Annotated in this window: 12 protein-coding genes; 4 read left to right on the forward strand and 8 right to left on the reverse strand. The window is 42.1% G+C overall.

Translation table 11 applies throughout. From position 1 onward, the window contains the following. Window positions 1-401: 401 nt before the first annotated feature. From ACTJKN_RS10420 to ACTJKN_RS10450, 7 genes are all read right to left on the reverse strand, one after another. Window positions 402-2,894, reverse strand: coding sequence for a zinc-dependent metalloprotease (locus ACTJKN_RS10420; protein ID WP_440824720.1), 2,493 nt, complete (start codon window positions 2,892-2,894; stop codon window positions 402-404). Beyond that, window positions 2,891-5,368, reverse strand: a complete 2,478-nt coding sequence (locus tag ACTJKN_RS10425) for a zinc-dependent metalloprotease (RefSeq protein ID WP_440824722.1) — start codon at window positions 5,366-5,368, stop codon at window positions 2,891-2,893. The genes ACTJKN_RS10420 and ACTJKN_RS10425 overlap by 4 nt, the downstream gene beginning before the upstream one ends. Window positions 5,369-5,415: 47 nt before the next feature. Further along, complete coding sequence (locus ACTJKN_RS10430) at window positions 5,416-6,894, reverse strand: RagB/SusD family nutrient uptake outer membrane protein (RefSeq protein WP_440824724.1); 1,479 nt, start codon at window positions 6,892-6,894, stop codon at window positions 5,416-5,418. 10 nt (window positions 6,895-6,904) lie between these two features. Beyond that, complete coding sequence (locus tag ACTJKN_RS10435; protein ID WP_440824726.1) at window positions 6,905-10,210, reverse strand: SusC/RagA family TonB-linked outer membrane protein; 3,306 nt, start codon at window positions 10,208-10,210, stop codon at window positions 6,905-6,907. A 235-nt stretch (window positions 10,211-10,445) separates the two neighbouring features. Then, window positions 10,446-11,585 carry a FecR family protein gene (locus ACTJKN_RS10440; RefSeq protein ID WP_440824728.1) on the reverse strand — a complete coding sequence of 380 codons (1,140 nt, stop codon included), beginning with the start codon at window positions 11,583-11,585 and terminating at the stop codon, window positions 10,446-10,448. 185 nt (window positions 11,586-11,770) lie between these two features. Beyond that, window positions 11,771-12,364, reverse strand: a complete 594-nt coding sequence (locus ACTJKN_RS10445) for an RNA polymerase sigma factor (RefSeq protein WP_440824730.1) — start codon at window positions 12,362-12,364, stop codon at window positions 11,771-11,773. A gap of 469 nt (window positions 12,365-12,833) precedes the next feature. Continuing rightward, window positions 12,834-15,923 (reverse strand): ligand-binding sensor domain-containing protein, encoded by a 3,090-nt coding sequence (locus tag ACTJKN_RS10450; protein WP_440824733.1) that lies wholly within the window; start codon window positions 15,921-15,923, stop codon window positions 12,834-12,836. A 752-nt stretch (window positions 15,924-16,675) separates the two neighbouring features. On the opposite strand from ACTJKN_RS10450, the gene ACTJKN_RS10455 reads away from it, so the two are divergent. From ACTJKN_RS10455 to ACTJKN_RS10465, 3 genes are all read left to right on the forward strand, one after another. Next, the gene (locus ACTJKN_RS10455) at window positions 16,676-16,870 is read left to right on the forward strand and encodes a hypothetical protein (RefSeq protein WP_440824735.1); all 195 of its coding nucleotides are present in this window, start codon (window positions 16,676-16,678) and stop codon (window positions 16,868-16,870) included. After that, window positions 16,833-17,051, forward strand: coding sequence for a hypothetical protein (locus tag ACTJKN_RS10460; RefSeq protein ID WP_440824736.1), 219 nt, complete (start codon window positions 16,833-16,835; stop codon window positions 17,049-17,051). The genes ACTJKN_RS10455 and ACTJKN_RS10460 overlap by 38 nt, the downstream gene beginning before the upstream one ends. Window positions 17,052-17,207: 156 nt before the next feature. After that, window positions 17,208-17,930 carry a LytR/AlgR family response regulator transcription factor gene (locus ACTJKN_RS10465; protein WP_057935275.1) on the forward strand — a complete coding sequence of 241 codons (723 nt, stop codon included), beginning with the start codon at window positions 17,208-17,210 and terminating at the stop codon, window positions 17,928-17,930. Between the two features lie 266 nt (window positions 17,931-18,196). Here ACTJKN_RS10465 and ACTJKN_RS10470 read toward each other — a convergent pair whose 3' ends face one another. Further along, on the reverse strand, window positions 18,197-18,331 hold the full coding sequence (locus ACTJKN_RS10470; RefSeq protein WP_440824739.1) for a hypothetical protein: 135 nt from the start codon (window positions 18,329-18,331) through the stop codon (window positions 18,197-18,199). A gap of 229 nt (window positions 18,332-18,560) precedes the next feature. Here ACTJKN_RS10470 and ACTJKN_RS10475 point away from each other — a divergent pair, with 229 nt between their 5' ends. Beyond that, window positions 18,561-20,222, forward strand: a complete 1,662-nt coding sequence (locus tag ACTJKN_RS10475; RefSeq protein WP_440824741.1) for a hypothetical protein — start codon at window positions 18,561-18,563, stop codon at window positions 20,220-20,222. Window positions 20,223-20,249: the final 27 nt, after the last annotated feature.

The following is a 20,249-nucleotide window of genomic DNA, read 5'->3' on the forward strand; positions in this document are numbered from 1 at the left end:
CTAAAAACACTTACTTTTGTATAGTGAAATTAGGGGTTTTTAAACTGGAAACCTAACACATTTTGTTTACAACAAGTGCCAGACTGATTTGGTAAGAACTTCCGTTGTCAGATACATGATTGATCGCAATGATAAAGAGGCAGATATTCAGAAACAGACTAAACGGACAAAAGACCAGGTGAGCTTCAAGGAGAACATAATTCTTCAAGGAAAATATATCCAACTTTAAGAGTTTTTATCCCTGTATTATGCTTTCTTTTAATGTAAAGGCTGTTAAGTAGCTATCAGCCAATCTATTGTGTTGGTAGTTAAGAAATTATATTGCTTTATTGGGCATAAAAAGCGGCACCCATCCAGGTTGCCGCCTTTTTATTAACTAACTACTTCTACATATAATTAATTTACCTCTTAAGCCGTAGCGGTCTGTTTAAGGCATCATCCAAACGTACTATCAGGTCATCAAGATGAGCACGTTCAATGTTGCCCATTGGTTTCTTTAAATCGGCCTTACATGCAATAAACAACTGTTTAGCCTGTGCTTTCACCAGTGATCCGCCGTCTCCGTCTGATTTTGAAAGTAGAGAAATCAGGCCAATCAATTCGTTTACATATATTTTCTGTAAAAACCTCCGGTTTGCAGTGATCGGACCGCCTTTGATTACTTCGGAAAAAATGCCATTGTATAGGTCGTTTAAAAATGCGTTCAAAGCATAGCCTTTATTACCAACAGCATTTTCTGTTGCACGAAGTTTATCAAAAAGCTTTTCATCCAATAACAGCTGTAGAGACCTTTTTTGGATCGCTTGGATGCTACTGAAATCAGCACCGCTTAAACGATAAAGTTTATCGTCACGTAACCATTCTGGTGTGGTAAATAACTCACGGTTTAAGAACGCGACCGCCTGTTTTTGTTTGTATAATGGCTCAAAGCCATAAACAGCTGCATTATCGGTATTGCTGCTTGGTGTAAATTCCATACCGCCAATGTAGGCGATGGCATGCTTGATGTACCAATCGTACTGATCGACCAATGCCTTATAAACATCGGCAGTACGATCATAGGAAGCACCGGGAACCTGGGTCCACTTTATTAGGTTCTTTTTGATCAATTTCAAATTTCTGATTCCGTAGGTTCCGGCCATTACTGCATCATCGCTCAGATCTTCGCGCTGGTTCTGCGGATATTTTGCCGTAGCGTCATCACCAATACCAAAGCGCAGCCTTTTATTGGCACCTACCTTTTCGGTAATCCATTTATCGAGTGCTTTTTTCTCTGCATCAGGGGTTAAGCTATCTGGCATTAACCGGTAACCCCATTCAACTGCCCAGGTATCATAATCACCAATCCTTGGAAAAATGCCGCTTTGGGCGATTTGATCTTCCGGCTGAGCAACATAGTTGAAACGGGCATAATCCATAATGGAAGGGGTATGGCCGTGTGCTTCTACCCAAGCCTTATCCCGGAGCTGGGCAATGGTGGTGGTAGAGGATGATCCCCAGTTGTGGCGTAGGCCAATAGCATGACCGACTTCATGAGAAGAAACAAAACGGATTAACTGCCCCATCAACTCATCGCTAAATTGCGGTTTCTGTGCTGCGGTATCAATGGCGCCGGCCTGTACAAAATACCATTTGTAAAGTACCTCCATCACCGAATGATACCACTGGATATGCGATTCGATGATTTCGCCACTGCGTGGATCCTGTAGCGAATGCCCCATGGCATTGCCAATGGCCGAAGCCTTGTAAACCATTACATTGTGCCGCGAATCGTTGATATCGAAGGTAGAATCGGCAGGGGCTACTTCTTTAGCCATAATGGCATTTTTAAAGCCCGCCTTTTCGAAGGCTTTTTGCCAATCGTTTACCCCTGCAATTAAATAAGGTATCCATTTTTTTGGCGTTGCCGGATCGATATAAAAAACGATGGGCTGTGCGGGTTCTACCAGTTCTCCTTTAAAATAACGTTCACGGTCTTCAGGTTTTGGTTCCAGATGCCAGCGCCAAATATTGGCCTGGTTGCGGATATGGCCATCTGCATCAAAACTTTTATAATCTGCAGGGGTAATACCGAAAAAGCCTACGCGTTCGTCCAGCGCCCTGCTTTTCATCGGTATTTTGGAAAGCAGGATGATCGAACTGTTGTATTCGCCGGTTAATACGGTATTTCCTGAAGTATAAGTGCGGGCGCTGGATACCTCTATGTTTTTTGGGTAAGCCTTTACCGAACTTAAAAAAGAACGTTCAGGGACGAAGGTACCTGGCATGGCAAATAACTTTAGCCCGCTTAAATATCCAAAGATGGGATTATCACTGTTCAGGTAATCGGTAAGGTCGATTACAACTGATTTTGCTTCATTATTGTATGCTTTTATAGGAAAAATAGCATAAATAGGCTCAAAATTGTTTTCTGTAATGGCTTTTGCTAAGGCTGGGTCGTTGTCCGTTACACGATCTGTGGTACTGATCAGCTTAAGGGCGATTTTATCCTGGCCTGATTTTTCGAAACTGAACATTGCCTGTCCGATCCAATCGTTACCATAGCTGCATAATCCGCCAAGTGGGTTGCGCCAGTCTTGGGCAGATTTGGTAAGGCGGTTAACGGTAAAAATCGAACGTCCGAATAAACTATCCGGGATCTCGAAAAGATAACGGTCGCCTACCTGATGTACAAGCATAAAACCTTTACTGGTTTTGGTGCCATCGGGTATTACCTCTTTGTAGGGTTTAGGCTGATTTGCTGGAACCACTGGTGGTTTAGGAAGTGTGGCAGGGGCTACAGCAGGGGCAGCGCCTGCCTTTTTTGCATTTTTACGCTGTTGTGCCGATCCGTTAAAAGAGCAGGTAATAACGATGCTAAGCGACAAGGCTGCGGATAAAAAATAGGTTCTCATCGTAAGGTAGAAAAAGGGTTAGTATTGCTTCTTTCGGGTTGTGCAGGATTGTGCAACCCCAGGTAAAGGCGTTCGTAAAGATCGGTAAAGTGTGCTGCAGCGATTTCATTATAAGTTAAACTGGCAGCTTTGATTTTTTTCATCAGCGATGTAGCATGCATCCGCACCACAGATGAGAGATCAGAATCGCTTTTCGCCATGGCCTGCACCAGTACAACCAACTTATTCACATATGCTTTTTGTAGTTCGCGGCGGTTGTTATCCAATGGGGTTTGACGATAAAGCTCTGAGAATATTCCGTTTGATAAATCGTTGAGGTAAGCAGACGGACTGTAACCTTTTTCGCCACTGCTTTCGGCCGTTACCAGTTTAGCCAGGGTTTTACCGTCCAATAAATCGCCCAAAAGTTCTTTCTGTACTTTGCCCACCATATCAAAATCGGTTTCGGTACGTGCATAAAGTTTAGGGGAATTTAGCCATTGGGGCGTTTTGAAAGCTTCCTGTTGGATAAATCTCAAAGCTTCCTGCTGTTTTGCCAAAGATACAAACCTAAAAACATCACCTTTTTGGTCGCTGTTTTTAATGTCGATGTACACACCGCCAATCTGGTTGGCCGTATGGCGTAGGTACTGATTATACTGGGCTACCAATTGTTTATAAACATCGCCTGCTGGTTGATAGCCTTCTCCCGGGGTGATGGTCCACGATAGCAAGTTTGCTACGACTTTTTTAAGGTTTGCAATACCGAGTTTTCCTGCCTGGATGGCATCATTACTTAAATCGCCACTTTGTATCCTTGGATCTAGAATGGTCTTATTGGTACCTGCAGGGGCTTCTCCCGAATACATTTGCAAGCCCTCATTACTTCTTTCAAGGATCTGGCTATTCAATGTTTTAGTTTCAGGAAAAGGAAGTGAACGGTAGCCCCAATTGATGGTCCACAGGTCGCTTTCCGAAACCCTGGCCAATAAATTTTTAGTATCGATACCATCCTGCGGTTGGGCAAGATAATTGATCAGGCCCTGGTCGGTAATAGATCCGTTAAAGGCATGGTTATTTAGCCAGCTGTTATTTCTGATGTTGGCGATTTTGATTGTTGCAGATGCTCCTGAGTTAGATTTTAAACCAAGTGCATTTGCCATCTGCTGGCTCATGTATGCTGCAAGCAGCCGCCCCATTAGCTCAGTGGTAAACGTGGGGCGGTGTGACTGCGGATCCAGTGCACCAGCTTGTATAAGATATAGATTGTAAAGTTTGTTTAGATCCTGCAAGTAAAAGTTTAGCTGTGCCTGCAGGATTTCTCCGGTGCGGGGATCGCGGATGATATTGCCCCAACTATCGCCCAAACCTGGTTTAAAAACTACCCCGCTTAAATTAGCGTTTTCGAGATAAACCTGATTAGCATCTGCACTGGGCATCACCACTTCGATAGCATTCTGGTAACCAGCTTTTTCGAAAGCTTTGTTCCAGCTTAAAATCCCGTCCGCAATATATGGAAGCCATTTTTTAGGGATATGCGCATCAAGGTACATCTTGATCGGAGCTTTTGGCTTGCTTAATTTTCCGACGTTATAATCTGTCAAGTTTGCAGGATCCATTCTCCAGCGGTAAATATAACCCAGGTTGACCACGCCAAGTGGATTCTGATCAAAATCTATATAATCAACCTGTTGAAAAGGAACACGTTTATCAGCGGTGCGAGTGACCATTAACTGCTTTGGCAGCAGGATCATCGAACTGTTGATTTCAAAGGTAAATGGAGCCATTGCCGAACTTCCCTTAGAAATTGGCTTGTTATAAGTTCTCACCATTCGGATGAAAAGATTGTCGGGATATCCTTTAACCGATTCGATATAAGAACGATCGTTTAGCATCATGCCGAGCCCGCTGGCTGCTTTAACCTGCTGTGTGAAACCAAAAAGTAAATTATCCTGGTTAAGGTATTCGGTAAGCTCGATTACGGTGGTGTGCGTACTGTCGTTTGTTGCCTTAACGGCGAAAGATTGTAAGAGCGATTCGGAGTTGTTGCGCTCCAGCGAACGTTTCATGCCATTAAAGGTGGTATCGGTTGCCCTTTCTTTGTAACTTTTCATTTTTACAAAAAGTTTGTTGCCAGCGCCTTTTTCGAAGTGAAAAAGATTTTCGCCAATAAGATCGCCCGAATAACCGAAAGGACTATCTGCCGAGCGGAAATCAGCGGCAGCACGGCCCAAACGGTTCACGGTAAGGATTTCCCTGCCCAAAAGCGAATCGGGAATTTCGAGGTAATATTTATCATCTACCTGGTGTACTCGCACAAAACTGCTGTAGGTCTTTGCTTTGTTGGTAATGAGTGCTTTATAAACGCGCATCCGGGCACCTGCACTATTGGTTGCCGTACTGTCTTTTACCTGCGCAGCAGCAGAAAAGGAGAAATATAGGGCAATAAGGGTCGAAAAGACTTTAAAATAAAGTCGGTAAGGGATCTTTTTCATGAAAGTTTGTTAAATCGGACTACAGGAATGTAGTAGCCCGAAGGTTTTTATTGGTAATTTGGGGCCTGTGTTAAATTCGGGTTTAATTGAACATCATTTAAAGGGATTGGCCAGATCTGTTTCCAGCTTGCCCAGGTAGTGCCTTTTGCCGCTGCAGCTACAGTCATTACCGCATCAACTTTACCGGTGCGTTTCAGATCGTAAAACCGGTGACCCGATTCACTGAAAAGTTCTGTGCGTCTTTCCTTTAAAATGGCATCCATACAGGCTTCCGGCGAAATTGTTGCGGGATAATCAGGAAGAACATTGGTAGGAGTAGCCGGCCTGGCCCTTTGGCGAATAATATTAAGATCCTGCACAGCCAGGGCTACGTTGTTATTCTGTTTCAAACGGGCTTCTGAACGGATCAGGTATTGTTCTGCAAGGCGCAGCTGGATCAAAAATTCGGTTCCGTTTACTACCGATTTATATTTTGCCGGATAATAAAACTGGCCATTAACTGGCGCGGCAGTAGTGGTTTTTAAAACCGTCCAGTTGCTTATTCTTTGGTCATTGGTCTCAAAACTGTTTAAAAGTGTAGTGCTCATTGTACCCGGACTGATGTTTGCGAGGGCAACCTGTGTTGCGTTTACCGCAGGAGCCGTGGTGTACAGGTAATAATCACGTACCACGCTTCCGGTAACCGGCGCAATGGCCCATATTGTTTCACTGCTGTTGGCTAAAAATACGTTTGCAGGAGCTGGCAGCTGGTAAAGCCCGCTATTGGTGATTACTTTAGTGGCTTCAACCTCTGCTCCGGCATAATTTTCCATGTATAAATAAACACGTGCAAGTAACGCAGCGGCCGCGAATTTATTAGGACGGGTGCGGTTGGGGGTAGTTGCACTAAGGCCATCAAGGTAGGCTTCACCCAATAAACTTTCAGCCCTCAAAAGGTCAGCCGCCATTTGCGCATATACCTGTGTTTTTGGTGCCCTTGGAAGAAAATTGGTAACAGCATAATCCGAATTCAATGCCAGTGGAACATCGCCGTATAGGTTTACCAGATCGAAATAACTAAAGGCGCGCATAAACAATGCTTCACCCATCCACTGGTTATAACGGGCAAGATTGCTTTTATGCGATTCAATATTCTCTATGGTAAGGTTGCAGTTGTAAACCTGACGGTAAAGTGTAATCCACTGTGTAGAATTGGTAGAGGTAAGTCCATTGAGGTAAAACTGCGAGGTAGTGGCAGCAATAGAATTTACGCTGGCCGCCTGGATCTGTGTTAAATCATCAGCATACAAAGCTGTACGGAAACCAATGGTTTCAAACGTATTACTTGTGCCGTTATAAAGGATACTCCCTGCGGCAGTGCTGAAAATACCGGTAAGTACGGCGCCGGTCGAGTTATCATTCAGATAAGCACCTTCGGTGGCAAAACGATCGGTAGGCAATGGGATTTCCAAAAACTTTTTACAGCTGCTCAAAAAAATGCTGAAAAGAGTAAAAATGATGAATATATAGGATTGAATAGTTTTCATATCGTTGAAATTAAAGCGTAACGTTTAAACCCAGGTTAAATACTTTTAATGGTGGAAGCGAAATCAGCGAAAGATTCTCTGGATCCAGATCGCGGTATTTGGAAATCGTTAACAGGTTCTGGCCCTGCAGGGTAATGCGTAGGTTATTTACATGCAACCTTTTTAAGTATTCTTTAGGCAGCGAATAAGACAAACTCAGGTTCTGCAAACGTGCATAGGTCACCCGTTCGTAAGCACCGGAACTCTGTCTGAATGTTGCCATACCGAAGGCGCTGCTAATGAAACTGGTTGTTGCCTTTGGTACGTTTGTTTCGTCACCAGGTTTTTGCCAGCGGTCAAGCGCCCATGAAGTGGTATTTCGATCGAAATAACCAGGCAGGAAACTTAATTGTCCCTGAAAATTACTGCCCATTTTGTTTGCCAGGGCTACCGAAAAGTCTAAAGAGATACTTTTGTAAGTGAATGAGTTGGATACACTTCCGAAATAACGTGGCGCTAGATCTATATTAATATTTTTATCGCTGACGGTTAACCCGGTTAAATAGGCACCTTGTACACCTGCAGCATTAAGATAGTTGTACTCGCCGGTTTGAGGATTTACGCCAACATAATTAAACACTTTAATATTGCTGACCGATTTGCCCAATACATAATTAAAGTTTGGGGTAAGGTATTGCTCAGGCATCGAGATTACTTTGCTTTTGGGTAATGTCATTACCGCACTGGTAGACCAGCTAAAGTTTTTCCCACGGATATTGGAACTTGATAAGCTAAACTCAAGCCCGGTATTCTGAATGAGAACAGGAGAGTTTAACGTAACACTTGAGAATCCTGTTACATTGGAAAGGGGCTGGCCGATCAATTGATCTGAGACTTTGTTTTTATAATAACTTGCATCAATCAAAATGCGGTCTTTTAAAAAGCCGAGTGAAATTCCGTAATCCTGCTTTTTATTCGATTCCCAGTGCAACGTATTGTTTGCCAATGCGCTGGTAGTAAACACCGTATTGTTTAAGTATGGCGTTCCAGTTGAATAGGTAGCCAGGTAATAGTAATTTGGTATGCCATCGCCACCGGTGGTACCATAACTTGCACGCAGTTTACCAAAACTTAAAAAAGGAAGGTTTTCTTTAATGAGTTTTTCTTCGCTAAAAATCCATGTTCCGCCAACTGATCCGAACCAGCCAAAACGGTTTTCGGGCGCAAATTTGGTAGATCCATCGTATCTCGCGCTAAAGTTAACAATGTATTTATTTGCCCAGTTGTAGTTCAGGTTCCCAAAATAGCCCATATACCGGGTTAACGATTTATTGAAGTTGGTGGTTACCGTTGTCCCTGCCGATGGATTATTTAAACGGGCATCAGCCACAAAACCTGCTCCGGTAATCTGATTCTGGTAAATCATTTTATCCTGGTAGGTAGCACCTGCAATCGCGGTAATATTCCCGCGCTTGCCCAATGCGGTAATATAGCTGGCATATGGCTCGAAAGACCAGGTGCGGATGTTATATACATTACTGGCACTATTTGCCTGAGCTGTTGCAGTTATGTCAGTTGGGGCAAATACAGTTGTGGGTACCTGGCGCAGTTCGTTACCTGTAAGCAGGTTATATCCCACAAGCGCTTTAATGGTTAGGCCTTTAACAGGTTTGTAAAGTAGGGTGGTATTACCTAGCAAATTGTTGGTTACGCCACGGTAATCTGTATTGATATAAGCATATGGGTTTGCATTTGAGATCCAGTTTAAGCTGCCATCAGGTTTAAAATAAGAAGGTCCGTTTGGAGCACGCAAAGTTGCTGCATCGCCAGAAAATTCATAAGGCAGCATCGTATTTACCGTAGAATTGAACAGGGTAGATACCGTTACATTGAATTTTTTATCTTTGGTGTTTGTACTGAGATCAACCTTAAGACCACCATCTCGGTTATAGCCTTTTGAACGTAGAACATTGCCCTGATCGTTAAAGCTTCCACTTACCGAATAGCTGGTGAGTTCGCTGCCCCCGCTATAACGCAGGTTTACACGCGTACTCCAGGCCTTATAATCGGTAAGTTCTTTAGACCAATTGGTTTCTGCATCCAGGGGATAGGTGCCATTAAGATCAAGATCTGCCGGACCAACAGCCAGGCCATCATTTTTAAGGGCTTCTCGTCGGAGCATCAGGTAATCTGAGGTTCCCAGCAACTCTGGAAAAGTACCCACAACACTTAAACCGCGGTCGAGGTTAATATTTAGAGATGGATCGCCGTTTTTGTTATAGCTGCCTTTTTTAGTGGTGATCAAAATTACCCCATAAGCACCCCTCGATCCATAAATTGCGGTCGCATCAGCATCCTTTAATACGTCGATACTTTCAATATCTTCTGGATTAAGGTAATTTAAGGCATTTCCACCCTGTTGCGCAAGGGTGCCCGCATTGCGGTTATTGCCTAGCGTTGGCAACCCGCCCGATGTTCCGTTCGGGTTAAAGTTGGTTCCTCCGGCAGGGTAGGGCACACCATCAACAATATATAAAGGATCAACATTATTGAAACCATTAATACCGCGGATTTTTACATTGAACGATCCGCCAACCTGCCCTGTATTCTGTATAATCTGTAAACCGGGAACTTTGTTCTGGATCATCTGCAATACGTTGGGAACAGGGCTTTTTGCGAGTTCCTCGCTGGTAATGGTATAAGAATTACCAGTACTTAACCTTTTAGAGGTAGTGGTATAAGCCAAAACCTGTACCTGATCGAGCTGACTGTTGTTTTCTTCGAGGGTAATATCCAGTCTGCGGCTTTCTGTAATTTTAACTTCTTTACTAAGGTAGCCCAAATAGCTGAATACCAAGCTGGTATTTCCGTTGGTAAGCAGTGCCGTGTAAACCCCTTTGGTATCCGAAATCCATACCTGCTTACCGCCGGTGCCCTTTGCGGTAATGGTTACTCCAGGCAGTGCGTTGCCATCTTTTGTGGTAATTTTACCCGTAACCAGCATATTGGCTTTCATTCCAGTGGCTTCGCCAAGGGGTTTTGGCGCCGCCCTGCTGATAACGACGGTATTATTTACCACGGAAAAATCGAGATCTGCACTGGATAAAATCCTCGTCAGCGCCTCGTTTAAGGGTACATTTTTTAAGCTGACCTTAATTAGCGGGTAATTTTTGAAAAGCCCTGAATTATAGAAGAAAGTGTGGCCGCTCTGTCTTCCGATCCGGTCCAGAAGATTTTCAATACTGATGTTTTTCTCCGATATACTGATATTCTGGCTGTACACTGTGGCACTAACCTGTATACAGCATATGAGCATAATCAGTGTAAATATCTTCATTATCTTCGATAGTTTACGGTAGCATCTGTTGAGTGCATACCATGGTTGATACAAAGTAGAAATTTGCATACTTTTGTTTGGTTGGGTTGATAGTTGTAAGAAATTAGTCGATTTTTAAAAACGATGCCTGACCATATTATCCGGGATGTATTGGCGTACATTCCGGTTTTTTTGTCAAAACACCGGTAATCTTTTACTGGCCTGGCCAGTTTAAGATCAAGCTGAATTATTTTATCTAATAGACGGTTATTTTACGTTCATTTATTTTAAAGCGGATTCCCCCGCGTTTTAGGATTTCTATTACCTGCGAAAGGTTTTCTGTTCTTGATACCCTGCCGCTAAAATGTTCTTGAGGAATTTCGCCCTGATAAACTACTTCCACATCGTACCAACGCGCAACCTGGTTCATGATTTCCGGCACGGAGGCATCTTCAAACTGAAATTCGCCTTCTTTCCAGGCCACAGCCAATTCGGTATTTACATCGCTAAGCTTTTGGATTTCCTGTTTTCCATTTTCTATTCCTGCAGCCTGTCCTGGTGATAACGACACCGATTTTCCACGTGAGGAAACTTTTACAGCTCCTTCTAACAGGGTGGTTAATCGCATCGGGTCACCCTGGTAATAATGTACGTTGAAGTGTGTGCCCAATACCTCAATCTGTTCGGTGCCCGCCTTTACCACAAACGGGATTCGCAATTTTCTATCTTTCGTTTGCTGATGGGCAACTTCGAAATAAGCTTCGCCCTTCACTTCAACATTACGCTGGTTCATACTGAAAACTTCAGGATAACGGATGCTCGAAAGCGCATTGAGCCATACATGCGATCCGTCAGGTAGCACCAATTCATATTGTGCACCTTTTGGTGTGCTTAAAGTATTGTACCTGCCAGGCGAAGCATTTGCATTTGTTGGCGAATACACAATTATCCCATTCTTTTTACTGACCTGCAAACCAGTTGAGGCCATTAATTTTCCCTCAGCAGCGGTATCCAAAGAAATCTGGCGTCCATCTGCAAGGGTAAGTACCGCCTGATTGCCGCCCGGAGCAATATCGTGTCCCATTAGCGCATTACCCAATAAAGCATTACGTTCCGTTTTTTGCTGACTGTTAAAAATCAAAAAAACAACACCTGCAATCAGCAGGACTGCTGCTGCTGCGCTCAATAAGCGCCAATTAAGCCACGGGAATTTTCTAACAATGGGTTCCGCATCTATTACTTGTTTGGTTTTTGCATATATGCGCGAGCGCACCGCTTGCTGGTCTTGTCCTTGTTGTAAAGGCAGCTGTACTGAAGCGTACCAGAGTTCTACTTCCGTACGTTCTTCTTCGGTTGCTGTACCTTCAAAATATTTTTTAATGAGTTCTTGTTGCACGTTAAATTTTCTATAGGTTTTAAGGTATATCGTTTATTGGTTTAAAAAGTACCATCCATTTATTGTTTTTTTTAGAAAGTTGAAAAAAACTTAAATTATATCGGATTGATTAGAATTAACCTACTTCAACTAAAAAATAATATTGAATGAAGGTTTTTATGAGAAGCAATGGTTGTAAGGAGATGTTATGCTTTTATTCTTAAAAGCATCGAGATTGCGAGCATTAAAAGCGAAGAATCGTAAGCGATAATCCGCTGTTTTAAACGTTCAGCCGCACGGTGGCTCTGGTTTTTTACGGTTTGCTCTGATATACCCAATTGTTGGGCAATTTGCGATATAGAAAGTTTGAGTTCACGTTTGAGGTGATAAATTTCGACCATCCGTGGTGGCATCAGGGCAAGTTCATCGTCAATGATTTTTTGCAGTTCGCCCACAATCATTTGTTCATCGGCTGCCAAAGCATAGTTTTGTGGTTTTTTGGCGAAACCATCTGCGTAACGCAAACGAACTTCATCCTTTCTGTAAACGTCAAGAATTTTATGACGCAGTACTCCATAAAGATACGCCTGAAGTTCATCTTCCTTCGCTAACATCTCTCCATTGTTCCACAGTACGACAAAACATTCCTGTATCAGGTCTTCGGCCAGGTCCTGATCATTAAGCTTTCGCAGGGCATGGTGATAGAGCTGGGCCCAATATTTTTCAAAAGCCAGTTCAAAAGCCTTACCCTTAGTTTCAGGGGAGCTCGCCATTGAACCGCTTTCCGGAAGTATGGGCATGGGATGTGAAGTTAATTAGGTTATTGAATGGGCTAAAATATAAATTATTAGCCGGAATGCAATTATTTTAAGCGCTACAATGCAGTTTTTGTAAAAACCAGTTATAGTGTCGTTATTAGAATGTGTGATATTCTTACCAGTGGCGATCTGAACGAGGGAAATCAGCCGGGAGCTTATTGCCGCAGAAATCTTTATAGCCTAGTCAGTCCTGATTATCTAAATTCCAACTATTGTTATGAAATAGAATTTGCTAAGGCGCAGCAGAAATTAATCATTGTGCCGGTTATTACCCAGCCTTGTGGCTGGCATTCTTCTCCGTTTGGAAAATGAAAGCTGTGCGAAGCACGGAAAAGCTATAGCTGACCGGACCAACGAAAACGCTGCCTATCTGAATGTTATTCAGGAGCTCCATCGTCTGAAGGAGTATGGTGCTGGTGATAAAGTAAATGATAACATTCCCCCAAAACTTTCAACTGTACTTAGGTAAATATTGAATTGGTAGGCATAATGTTGCAATTGTTCCCTTGCCATCATCTCCTGCACGGATATTGAAATTTGCCAAGTTCGTTTGATTTTGAAAATTGATGATTTCTATCCGCTCCAGAATGGAATCGATGCCCATTGATTTTTCCTTGATTCCCATTTTTAGGTTTTTTTGCTGTGCAGGATGATAGCCCTTGCCGTTATCTTCTACCGTAATACAAATCTTCTCCTCGCCCTGCCTCAAACTTACTTTAAGTTTCGCACCGGGCTGATTGTCTATAATGAGGCCATGCAAAATTGCATTTTCTATTAAAGGCTGAATAAGCATTGGCGGTAACAAGAGTTTTTTGAGTTCAATATGCTTATCAAGGTCAAAATCGTAAATGAATGCATGGTTATATCGCATGGCCTCCAATTCGGTGTAGAGTTCTATGGCCTTCCACTCCCGGTCTGCCGTAACCAGACTTTTCGTTGAATTTTCGAGTATCAACCGGCTTAGCCCGGCAAATTTCTGGATCAGCCGAGATGCCATTTTTTTGTCGTTTTCCATAATGTACGACTCTATTGAATTGAGCACATTGAAAATGAAATGCGGGTTCATTTGTGCACGGACTGCCTTTAACTCGCTCTCTGACAGGCGCTGTTTAAAACTGAACTGTTTACGGATATAGCTAATGCGTCTCCGCCATAAAAAAAGAATAAGCGCCATTATGGCGATAATACATAAAATAGTAAACAGATTTGTTTCATACCAATAGGGCAAAACGGTAATAAAAAGGCTTTCTTCCGAGCTGAACACCTCGTCGTTATTGCAGCCTTTTATATAGAGTTCATACCTGCCGTTGGCCATGCTTCCCAGAGCAATGTCGCCATTCTTTACCTGCTGCCAGTGCGCATTTTTGCCTATCTTATAGAAATACCTGTTCTCTTGAGGTGCCGTAAAATTAGTAGTGGCAAAGTGGATATTAACGATTTTGGTTCCTGCCTCAAGTGTAATGTGCTTTTCTTTATCGCTTACCTGCACCGTCTTTTCATGGCCATCAGCACTTATATCCATAAAAATAACCCGTGGAATGGCCGTATTTGTTTTGACATGATAAGGATTAAAGCGGGTTACAAAACCACTGAAGCTCAACAGGAAATTGCCTGTTCTGTCAATTTCAAAAAAACCATGCCCTTCGTATTGGAAAGGAAGGCCGTTATTGATGTTAAAAAAGGTAAATGTCTTTTTCCTATCGTATTTGATGATGCCTTGTTGTGAGGGGATCCATAAATTGCCGAGCGTATCTATCAATATCCTTTTGAGGTAATTTTCCGGCAGCCCTGATCTGGTGTCGATCAGCAATCCGGTTCCACTTGTTTTGTTGATCTTGATCAGGCCAGCATCCGATACGGCCCATATCGTTTTTTCTCTGTCTTCTGTAATGTCGGTTACCCAACTGATCTCACGTTCTTTTCCATCTATACCTTTAACGGCAATTTTATTAAAAGCATCTTTTGAAGGAACATAACGGCTGATACCCTTGGTGGCACCTATCCAAAAATCACCTTCCTTATCCATTAGGCAAGAATATACTGCACCATCTATGCTTTTACCATCCGGTTTGTACTGTTTAATGAATGTTCCCTTGACAGGGTTAAAGAGGTAAATGCCATTCTGCCTGGCCCTTATCCAAAATTGGCCGTCTTTCCTTTTATAGATTTTTGATACGGCAAGGTTGTCTTTATTGCTCAGATCTATCGGCGGGAAATAGAGCTTGTACTGAGAACCCGTTTTTTTAACCAGACCTGAATCTGTGCTGAACCAAAAATTCTTTTTATCGTCCTGGTAAATACTGTTTATTGATTTGCTGAGCGCACTTTTGGCATTTTCGGGTATTTGCAAAATATGCGACAAAAAATGCCAGTTTTTATCAAATACATAAATACCTTTTGCATAGTAGCCTGTGATATAAAAACGGTCTTTGGTTTCGAGCATGTTATTGGGCAGCCCGAAAAGCTTGGGATTGTTTAATTTTAGCTGCTGGTACAAAGGGATGTTTTCAAAATTCTGAAGGTTGGGGTCGATAATACTGATCCCGTTATCTGTTGATAGCCATAACCGGTTTTGCCTGTCTTTTGCAATATGATAGATGTTAAATGCGTTTAGAGAAGCGGGATTTAAAATATCGGACACGTATTCTTTTAGCCTGTTGCTTTTAAAATCCTTTAGTACAAAGCCTCCACTGGCTGCAATACATAGCCAGTTATTCCGGTGGTTATCCGTCCACTCAATTATATCGTTTACCCTGGTATTGGGTTTGTTGAAAAAGGTCGAAACCACAGGCTTAAGCATGCGGTATTTCGGATCAAAACTTTTAAGACCGCCGTCTCCCTGCCCCAGATAGATTGTACCATTTGTAGCCTGATGGAGGGTAATACTATAATCCTTTTCATGATAAGGGATCAATTTTTGATTTTTTTCATCAATCAGGTACAGGCCATAGGCTCCCAGTGCCCATAGTCGATGTTCCCTGTCTTCTTTAATCACGTTAAATGAATTGTAGTCTTCTTGTGCCCCACTTACTGCTGGCGGGAGATAGGTCGTGAAAATATTTTTTTTATAATCAAAGAACTGCACACCGGCACCGGTCGCAACCCATAACCTATCCTTGCTATCAAAAAAGGGTATGCAGTTCCAATTGCTGGCCAAACTGTTTTTGTTATTGGCGTCATGAAAAAAATTAACAGCTTTTCCGGTCCTTGGATCAAACCGCGATAGTCCCCTTATCGTACCTAACCATAAATGCTCTTCCGGATCACCCGCGATGTAAACCAATGCATCACTACAGATGGAGGTGCTATCACTAACCAAATGCCTGAACTCTTTTATCCCTGTGCCATCATAGCGGTTTAATCCTTTGCTGGTTGCTATCCAGATAATCCCGTTTTTATCTTCATAGGTACATTTTACGGCATTGGTGCTCAATCCTTCCCTTACTGTGAGCTGGTTAAATTTTAGGTTGGGAAAAGACTGTCCGCTTACCCTCAGGCTAAATAAGATTAAAATAAGATATAGGCCAGTTCGAATTTTCATTTAATCGTATTATGTGGCGTATCGTAAGCGTTAATTGGGTCAGGCAGCCAGGTTATAGTTTGGCAGACAAAGTATTGCAACGGTTCCCTTTCCGGCTTCCTCAGATTGTCTAAAAAAATGGCAGTGCCGTTTTGATTCTGCAAGTTAATCATTTCTATTCTTTCCCGGATAGACTGTATACCTATCGATTTTCCTCGATCCCTCTAATTTCTGTGCTGAAGCCAGCGCTTTTTTTGATTTTTTATGGCTTCGCCGTTTTTGCCGACGTCTAACGTTTAATTGTATGGTGGCAATATCATTGATGCATAACATCACTCCGTGTTTATACCCGATTTTAGAGGCTAACTCTTTATTTTTTCATGGGCAAGACCTTTTCCCTTTGCGGAACAAAGAAAAAGGGAACAAAGGATAAATTTTACCGAGCTGTCCACCATCGTTATCATATCTGTTCAAAATAACTGATAATGGCACATATTTCTTTTATCGTTCGCTAAATGAAAAGACCTATTCGCTCATTTAAAAGGCATGTTCGCATAACACGGGTTTAAAAGCGCCCTTAATCGGGCATTCCTTTCATGTATATCAGCTTTTGAGCCAACATGATCTGTGAGGCACCCAAGCTCCCTCATCATAAAAGATCTCCCGCTCATTGAGAGTTGTCCTCCAATCATTCCCGAAAAATAACACTGTAGGTTCTTCTAATATTGTACCGGCAAAACGATAATCTAATTATATCCATGTAAATTAAAACCATGAAAAAAATCAGTTTAATGATAGCCTGTTTCCTCCTGATTGTTTTCTTCTGTAAAAAAGATAAAACAACTGAAGAAAAGGAAGTAGTTAAAGGCAACCTGAAAGAGGTGGTAGAAACAGTCAATGGCATTACCTATAAAATTTTTACAGAAAAAAATGCTACAACCTTTAAAGGTATTTTTGGTAATGGGTAGTGGTAATGATGAGAACAATCCCATGGAAGGAGGCTTAACCGGTGGGGCTGAAACTGAAATCTGCGAAAAGGCAGCCGCCAATGGATATGCTGCCGCAATATTAAAGTACCCGGCACTATCGATTGGAACAATAGCGCCAAAGTGGTTGGCGAAGATTTCGATAAATGTATTGTGGCCATAGCAGGCAAATATAATATAGACGAAAATAAATCGGTTTCTTGCCGCCAGGCAATAAGGGTTTCACAAAAGCTGTCGGATAAACCTGACCGCTTCTGCAATAAAAAAGAGTTTGCCCGGGAACAATTAAAAGGCGAAATTAGCTATAGATATTTACACCATGTTAAAAGCGGTAATTTTAGACGACGAAATCAGGGGCAGCAAATTGCTGGGCCATAAACTAGAATCTTTTGAAGATGAGCTTCAGGTTGTAGGCGTTTTTAACGAGCCTGCGAAAGCCCTGGCTGCTATTACCCAGCTTTCTCCGGATGTTCTGTTTTTGGATGTGGAAATGCCGGGTATGAATGGCTTTCAGTTTTTAGAACGCCTGGGAACCTTTAATTTCGAAGTTATTTTTACGACCGCTTATGACAGCTATACTTTAGAGGCACTGCGTTTAAGTGCGGTTGACTATCTACTTAAACCAATTGATGAGGAAGAGCTGAAAACCGCGATCGTTAGGTTAAGAAAGCGGGTAATCGAAAAATCCAACTACAGATCGTCAAAAAAAGAGAAAGTTAATAGCAATAGATTAGCATTAACTACCGCCGAAGGCGTTTATATTGTCGATAAAACCAATATTATCAGGGTTGAAGCGATGAGTAACTACAGCGTATTCATATTGGCCGACAACAAAAAGATTGTGGTCTCTAAAACCCTTAAGGAGTTTGAAGCGATATTGGACGACGAGTTCTTTACCAGAATTAACCGCTCAGTAATTATCAATTTAAGCTATGTGGTCAAATATCGCAAAGGTGACGGTGGAACCATTGAACTATCTGATGGTACTGAAATAGAAGTATCTATACAAAAAAAGGAAATATTACTTCAAAAATTGTTTTAACAGGTACTTTATCCAGCCCGTACATGTATGCGGAAATATCCGTTATTTTGAATTACAGATCTGCAGATGAGACAATCTATAATCTGAAGTCATTTTTAATTAGTCCCGCTGTCCATATCTGAAAATGGGCGTTCAGTCATATTTCTGGAACGTTAACCCGGTCATCCGATATATCTCCAATTTAAAATCGAAAGCGGTTACGCAGTTCATTGAACGCTGACCTGCATAAAGCGCAATCTCTACCTTAAAACTTAAAATTACAAGTTTCATTCTTGTCTATAACCGTAGTTCCGCTGAGCGCGGATATTAAGCTGTGGATTAACCAGGAAAATACCCAGGTCCTTTAAATTGATATTGAATTCTGAAAATTTAGCTGCAATGCCCCAGATTTTTCTGATCATATTTTTTGAAATGAGAAGGGTTTTATGGGCATTTGATCATTAACTAAGTAAAACACGTAGTTCACCAGACCATAGTCCCTGTTCGCTCATTAGCCGGCCAATTGCGTTATTGAGGTCGTAAATTTATTGATGTAGCAGGTTCTTTTATCCAAAAAGGGCCCCCATAACAGTAATTTATAAACTAAAGCAATACGTAGTGATAAAGCTGGTAAACATATTTTTTGCATTTATGTTGGCGCCGATACTGGTTGGTGCCCAAAATTTAAATGATATCAAAAATCAGAAACCTTTCACATTTAACGGTGCATTGGAGGTACGGACCATAGGCTACCAGATGAGCGGTGCAGCCGATCGGCGTAACCCTTTTGCGCTGATAGTAAGTGGTAGCCCAACCGTAAGTATCTATGGCTGGGACGTACCTTTTAGTATCAGTTATACCGATAAACATACCAGCTTTCAACAGCCCTTCAACCAATTCGGTTTAAGTCCAACTTATAAATGGATCACCCTGCATGCGGGCTATCGCAATGTAAGCTTTTCGCCATATACCCTGGGCGGCCATACCATGCTTGGAGCAGGAGTAGAACTCACGCCAAAAAAGTTTAGACTTGGTTTTATGTATGGCAGGTTAAACAAGGCCACAGCAATAGATACACTGACCCAGGCGCTGGTACCGCAATCTTTCACCCGTAAAGGTTATGCCATAAAAGTAGGCTATGGTACAGAAAAAAGCTATTTCGATATTAATTACCTAAAAGCAAAAGATGACAGTACCGGTTTTGACAGGAGTAGGCAGATAACAAGTTTTAATACCGCACCTGCCGGGAATACCGTTTTGGGCTATAGAGGGCAGCTTACATTTTTAAAATATTTTTTGATCGAAAGTGAGGCGGCGGCAAGTTTATATACCCGGAATTTATATACAACTATACCTATCGATTCTTTGAATGATCCGATACTAAAAACACTGAAAAAATTTGCGCCTATAAATGCTACCAGCGAACTGTATACCGCATTTAGTGTTGGGGTCGGGTATCGGGATAAAAAGTACGGACTGAAAGTAAACTATAAACGCATCGATCCTGAATTTAAATCGATGGGCGCGTACTTTATTACCTCTGATATTGAGGCGTGGACGATAACACCATCATTTATTGCATGGAAAAACAGGCTGAACTTTTCCGGTAGCATTGGCCTGCAAAAAGATAATTTACAAAATCAAAAAAATGCAACCAACAAAAGGTTTATCGGAGCGGGGAATGCCAGTTTGCAACTGAACGATAAACTGGGTTTCGATTTAAGCTACAGCAACTACGCCAATAACCAAAGCCCTAACACGGTCCGCTTTGCCGATTCCCTTAGAATTGTGCAGACCACACAAATGTATAGCATTATGCCAAGGTATGTGCTTACCACCGATAAATATAGCCATACACTTTCTGCCGCTGCGACACTGAGCAACCTGAACGATTTTAACCAGTTTTTTGCTGATGCAGCCATTAGTAGAAATATGGATACACAGCAGTTTTTCTTTAATTATAATATTGGTTTTTTAAAAGATGGTTTTAACCTGAATACCAGCCTCAATGCCACACGGTTGAAGGGTATGGGTACCGACCAGACCTATACTGGTATTTCGTTCGGTGGAGATGTGGTTTTGCTTAAATCTATGCTGAGGGCCTATACCAACCATTCGATCACTTTCGGTAAACAGCCTGAGGGCAGAAGTTTGATTTTTAACAGTTCTATAAATGCAAAATACACGGTTTATAGACGGCATACACTTGATTTTGGGCTGTACCTATTACGCAACGACCCAAAAAATACAACTGGCCTACAACAAAAATATACAGAGATGCGCGGTGAACTGGCTTACCAATTAAAATTTTAACGTTATGAAACCATCATGATTTTTCAA

This window comes from Pedobacter sp. 22163 (assembly GCF_052045595.1).
GTDB lineage: Bacteria > Bacteroidota > Bacteroidia > Sphingobacteriales > Sphingobacteriaceae > Pedobacter.

Coding starts and splice junctions, on each gene's coding strand:
- ACTJKN_RS10425 (WP_440824722.1), bottom strand. CDS start 5,368: ATGAAAAAGATCCCTTACCGACTTTATTTTAAAGTCTTTTCGACCCTT.
- ACTJKN_RS10450 (WP_440824733.1), bottom strand. CDS start 15,923: ATGAAAATTCGAACTGGCCTATATCTTATTTTAATCTTATTTAGCCTG.
- ACTJKN_RS10455 (WP_440824735.1), top strand. CDS start 16,676: ATGAAAAAAATCAGTTTAATGATAGCCTGTTTCCTCCTGATTGTTTTC.
- ACTJKN_RS10420 (WP_440824720.1), bottom strand. CDS start 2,894: ATGAGAACCTATTTTTTATCCGCAGCCTTGTCGCTTAGCATCGTTATT.
- ACTJKN_RS10445 (WP_440824730.1), bottom strand. CDS start 12,364: ATGCCCATACTTCCGGAAAGCGGTTCAATGGCGAGCTCCCCTGAAACT.
- ACTJKN_RS10430 (WP_440824724.1), bottom strand. CDS start 6,894: ATGAAAACTATTCAATCCTATATATTCATCATTTTTACTCTTTTCAGC.
- ACTJKN_RS10435 (WP_440824726.1), bottom strand. CDS start 10,210: ATGAAGATATTTACACTGATTATGCTCATATGCTGTATACAGGTTAGT.
- ACTJKN_RS10465 (WP_057935275.1), top strand. CDS start 17,208: ATGTTAAAAGCGGTAATTTTAGACGACGAAATCAGGGGCAGCAAATTG.
- ACTJKN_RS10460 (WP_440824736.1), top strand. CDS start 16,833: ATGCTACAACCTTTAAAGGTATTTTTGGTAATGGGTAGTGGTAATGAT.
- ACTJKN_RS10470 (WP_440824739.1), bottom strand. CDS start 18,331: ATGATCAGAAAAATCTGGGGCATTGCAGCTAAATTTTCAGAATTCAAT.
- ACTJKN_RS10475 (WP_440824741.1), top strand. CDS start 18,561: ATGTTGGCGCCGATACTGGTTGGTGCCCAAAATTTAAATGATATCAAA.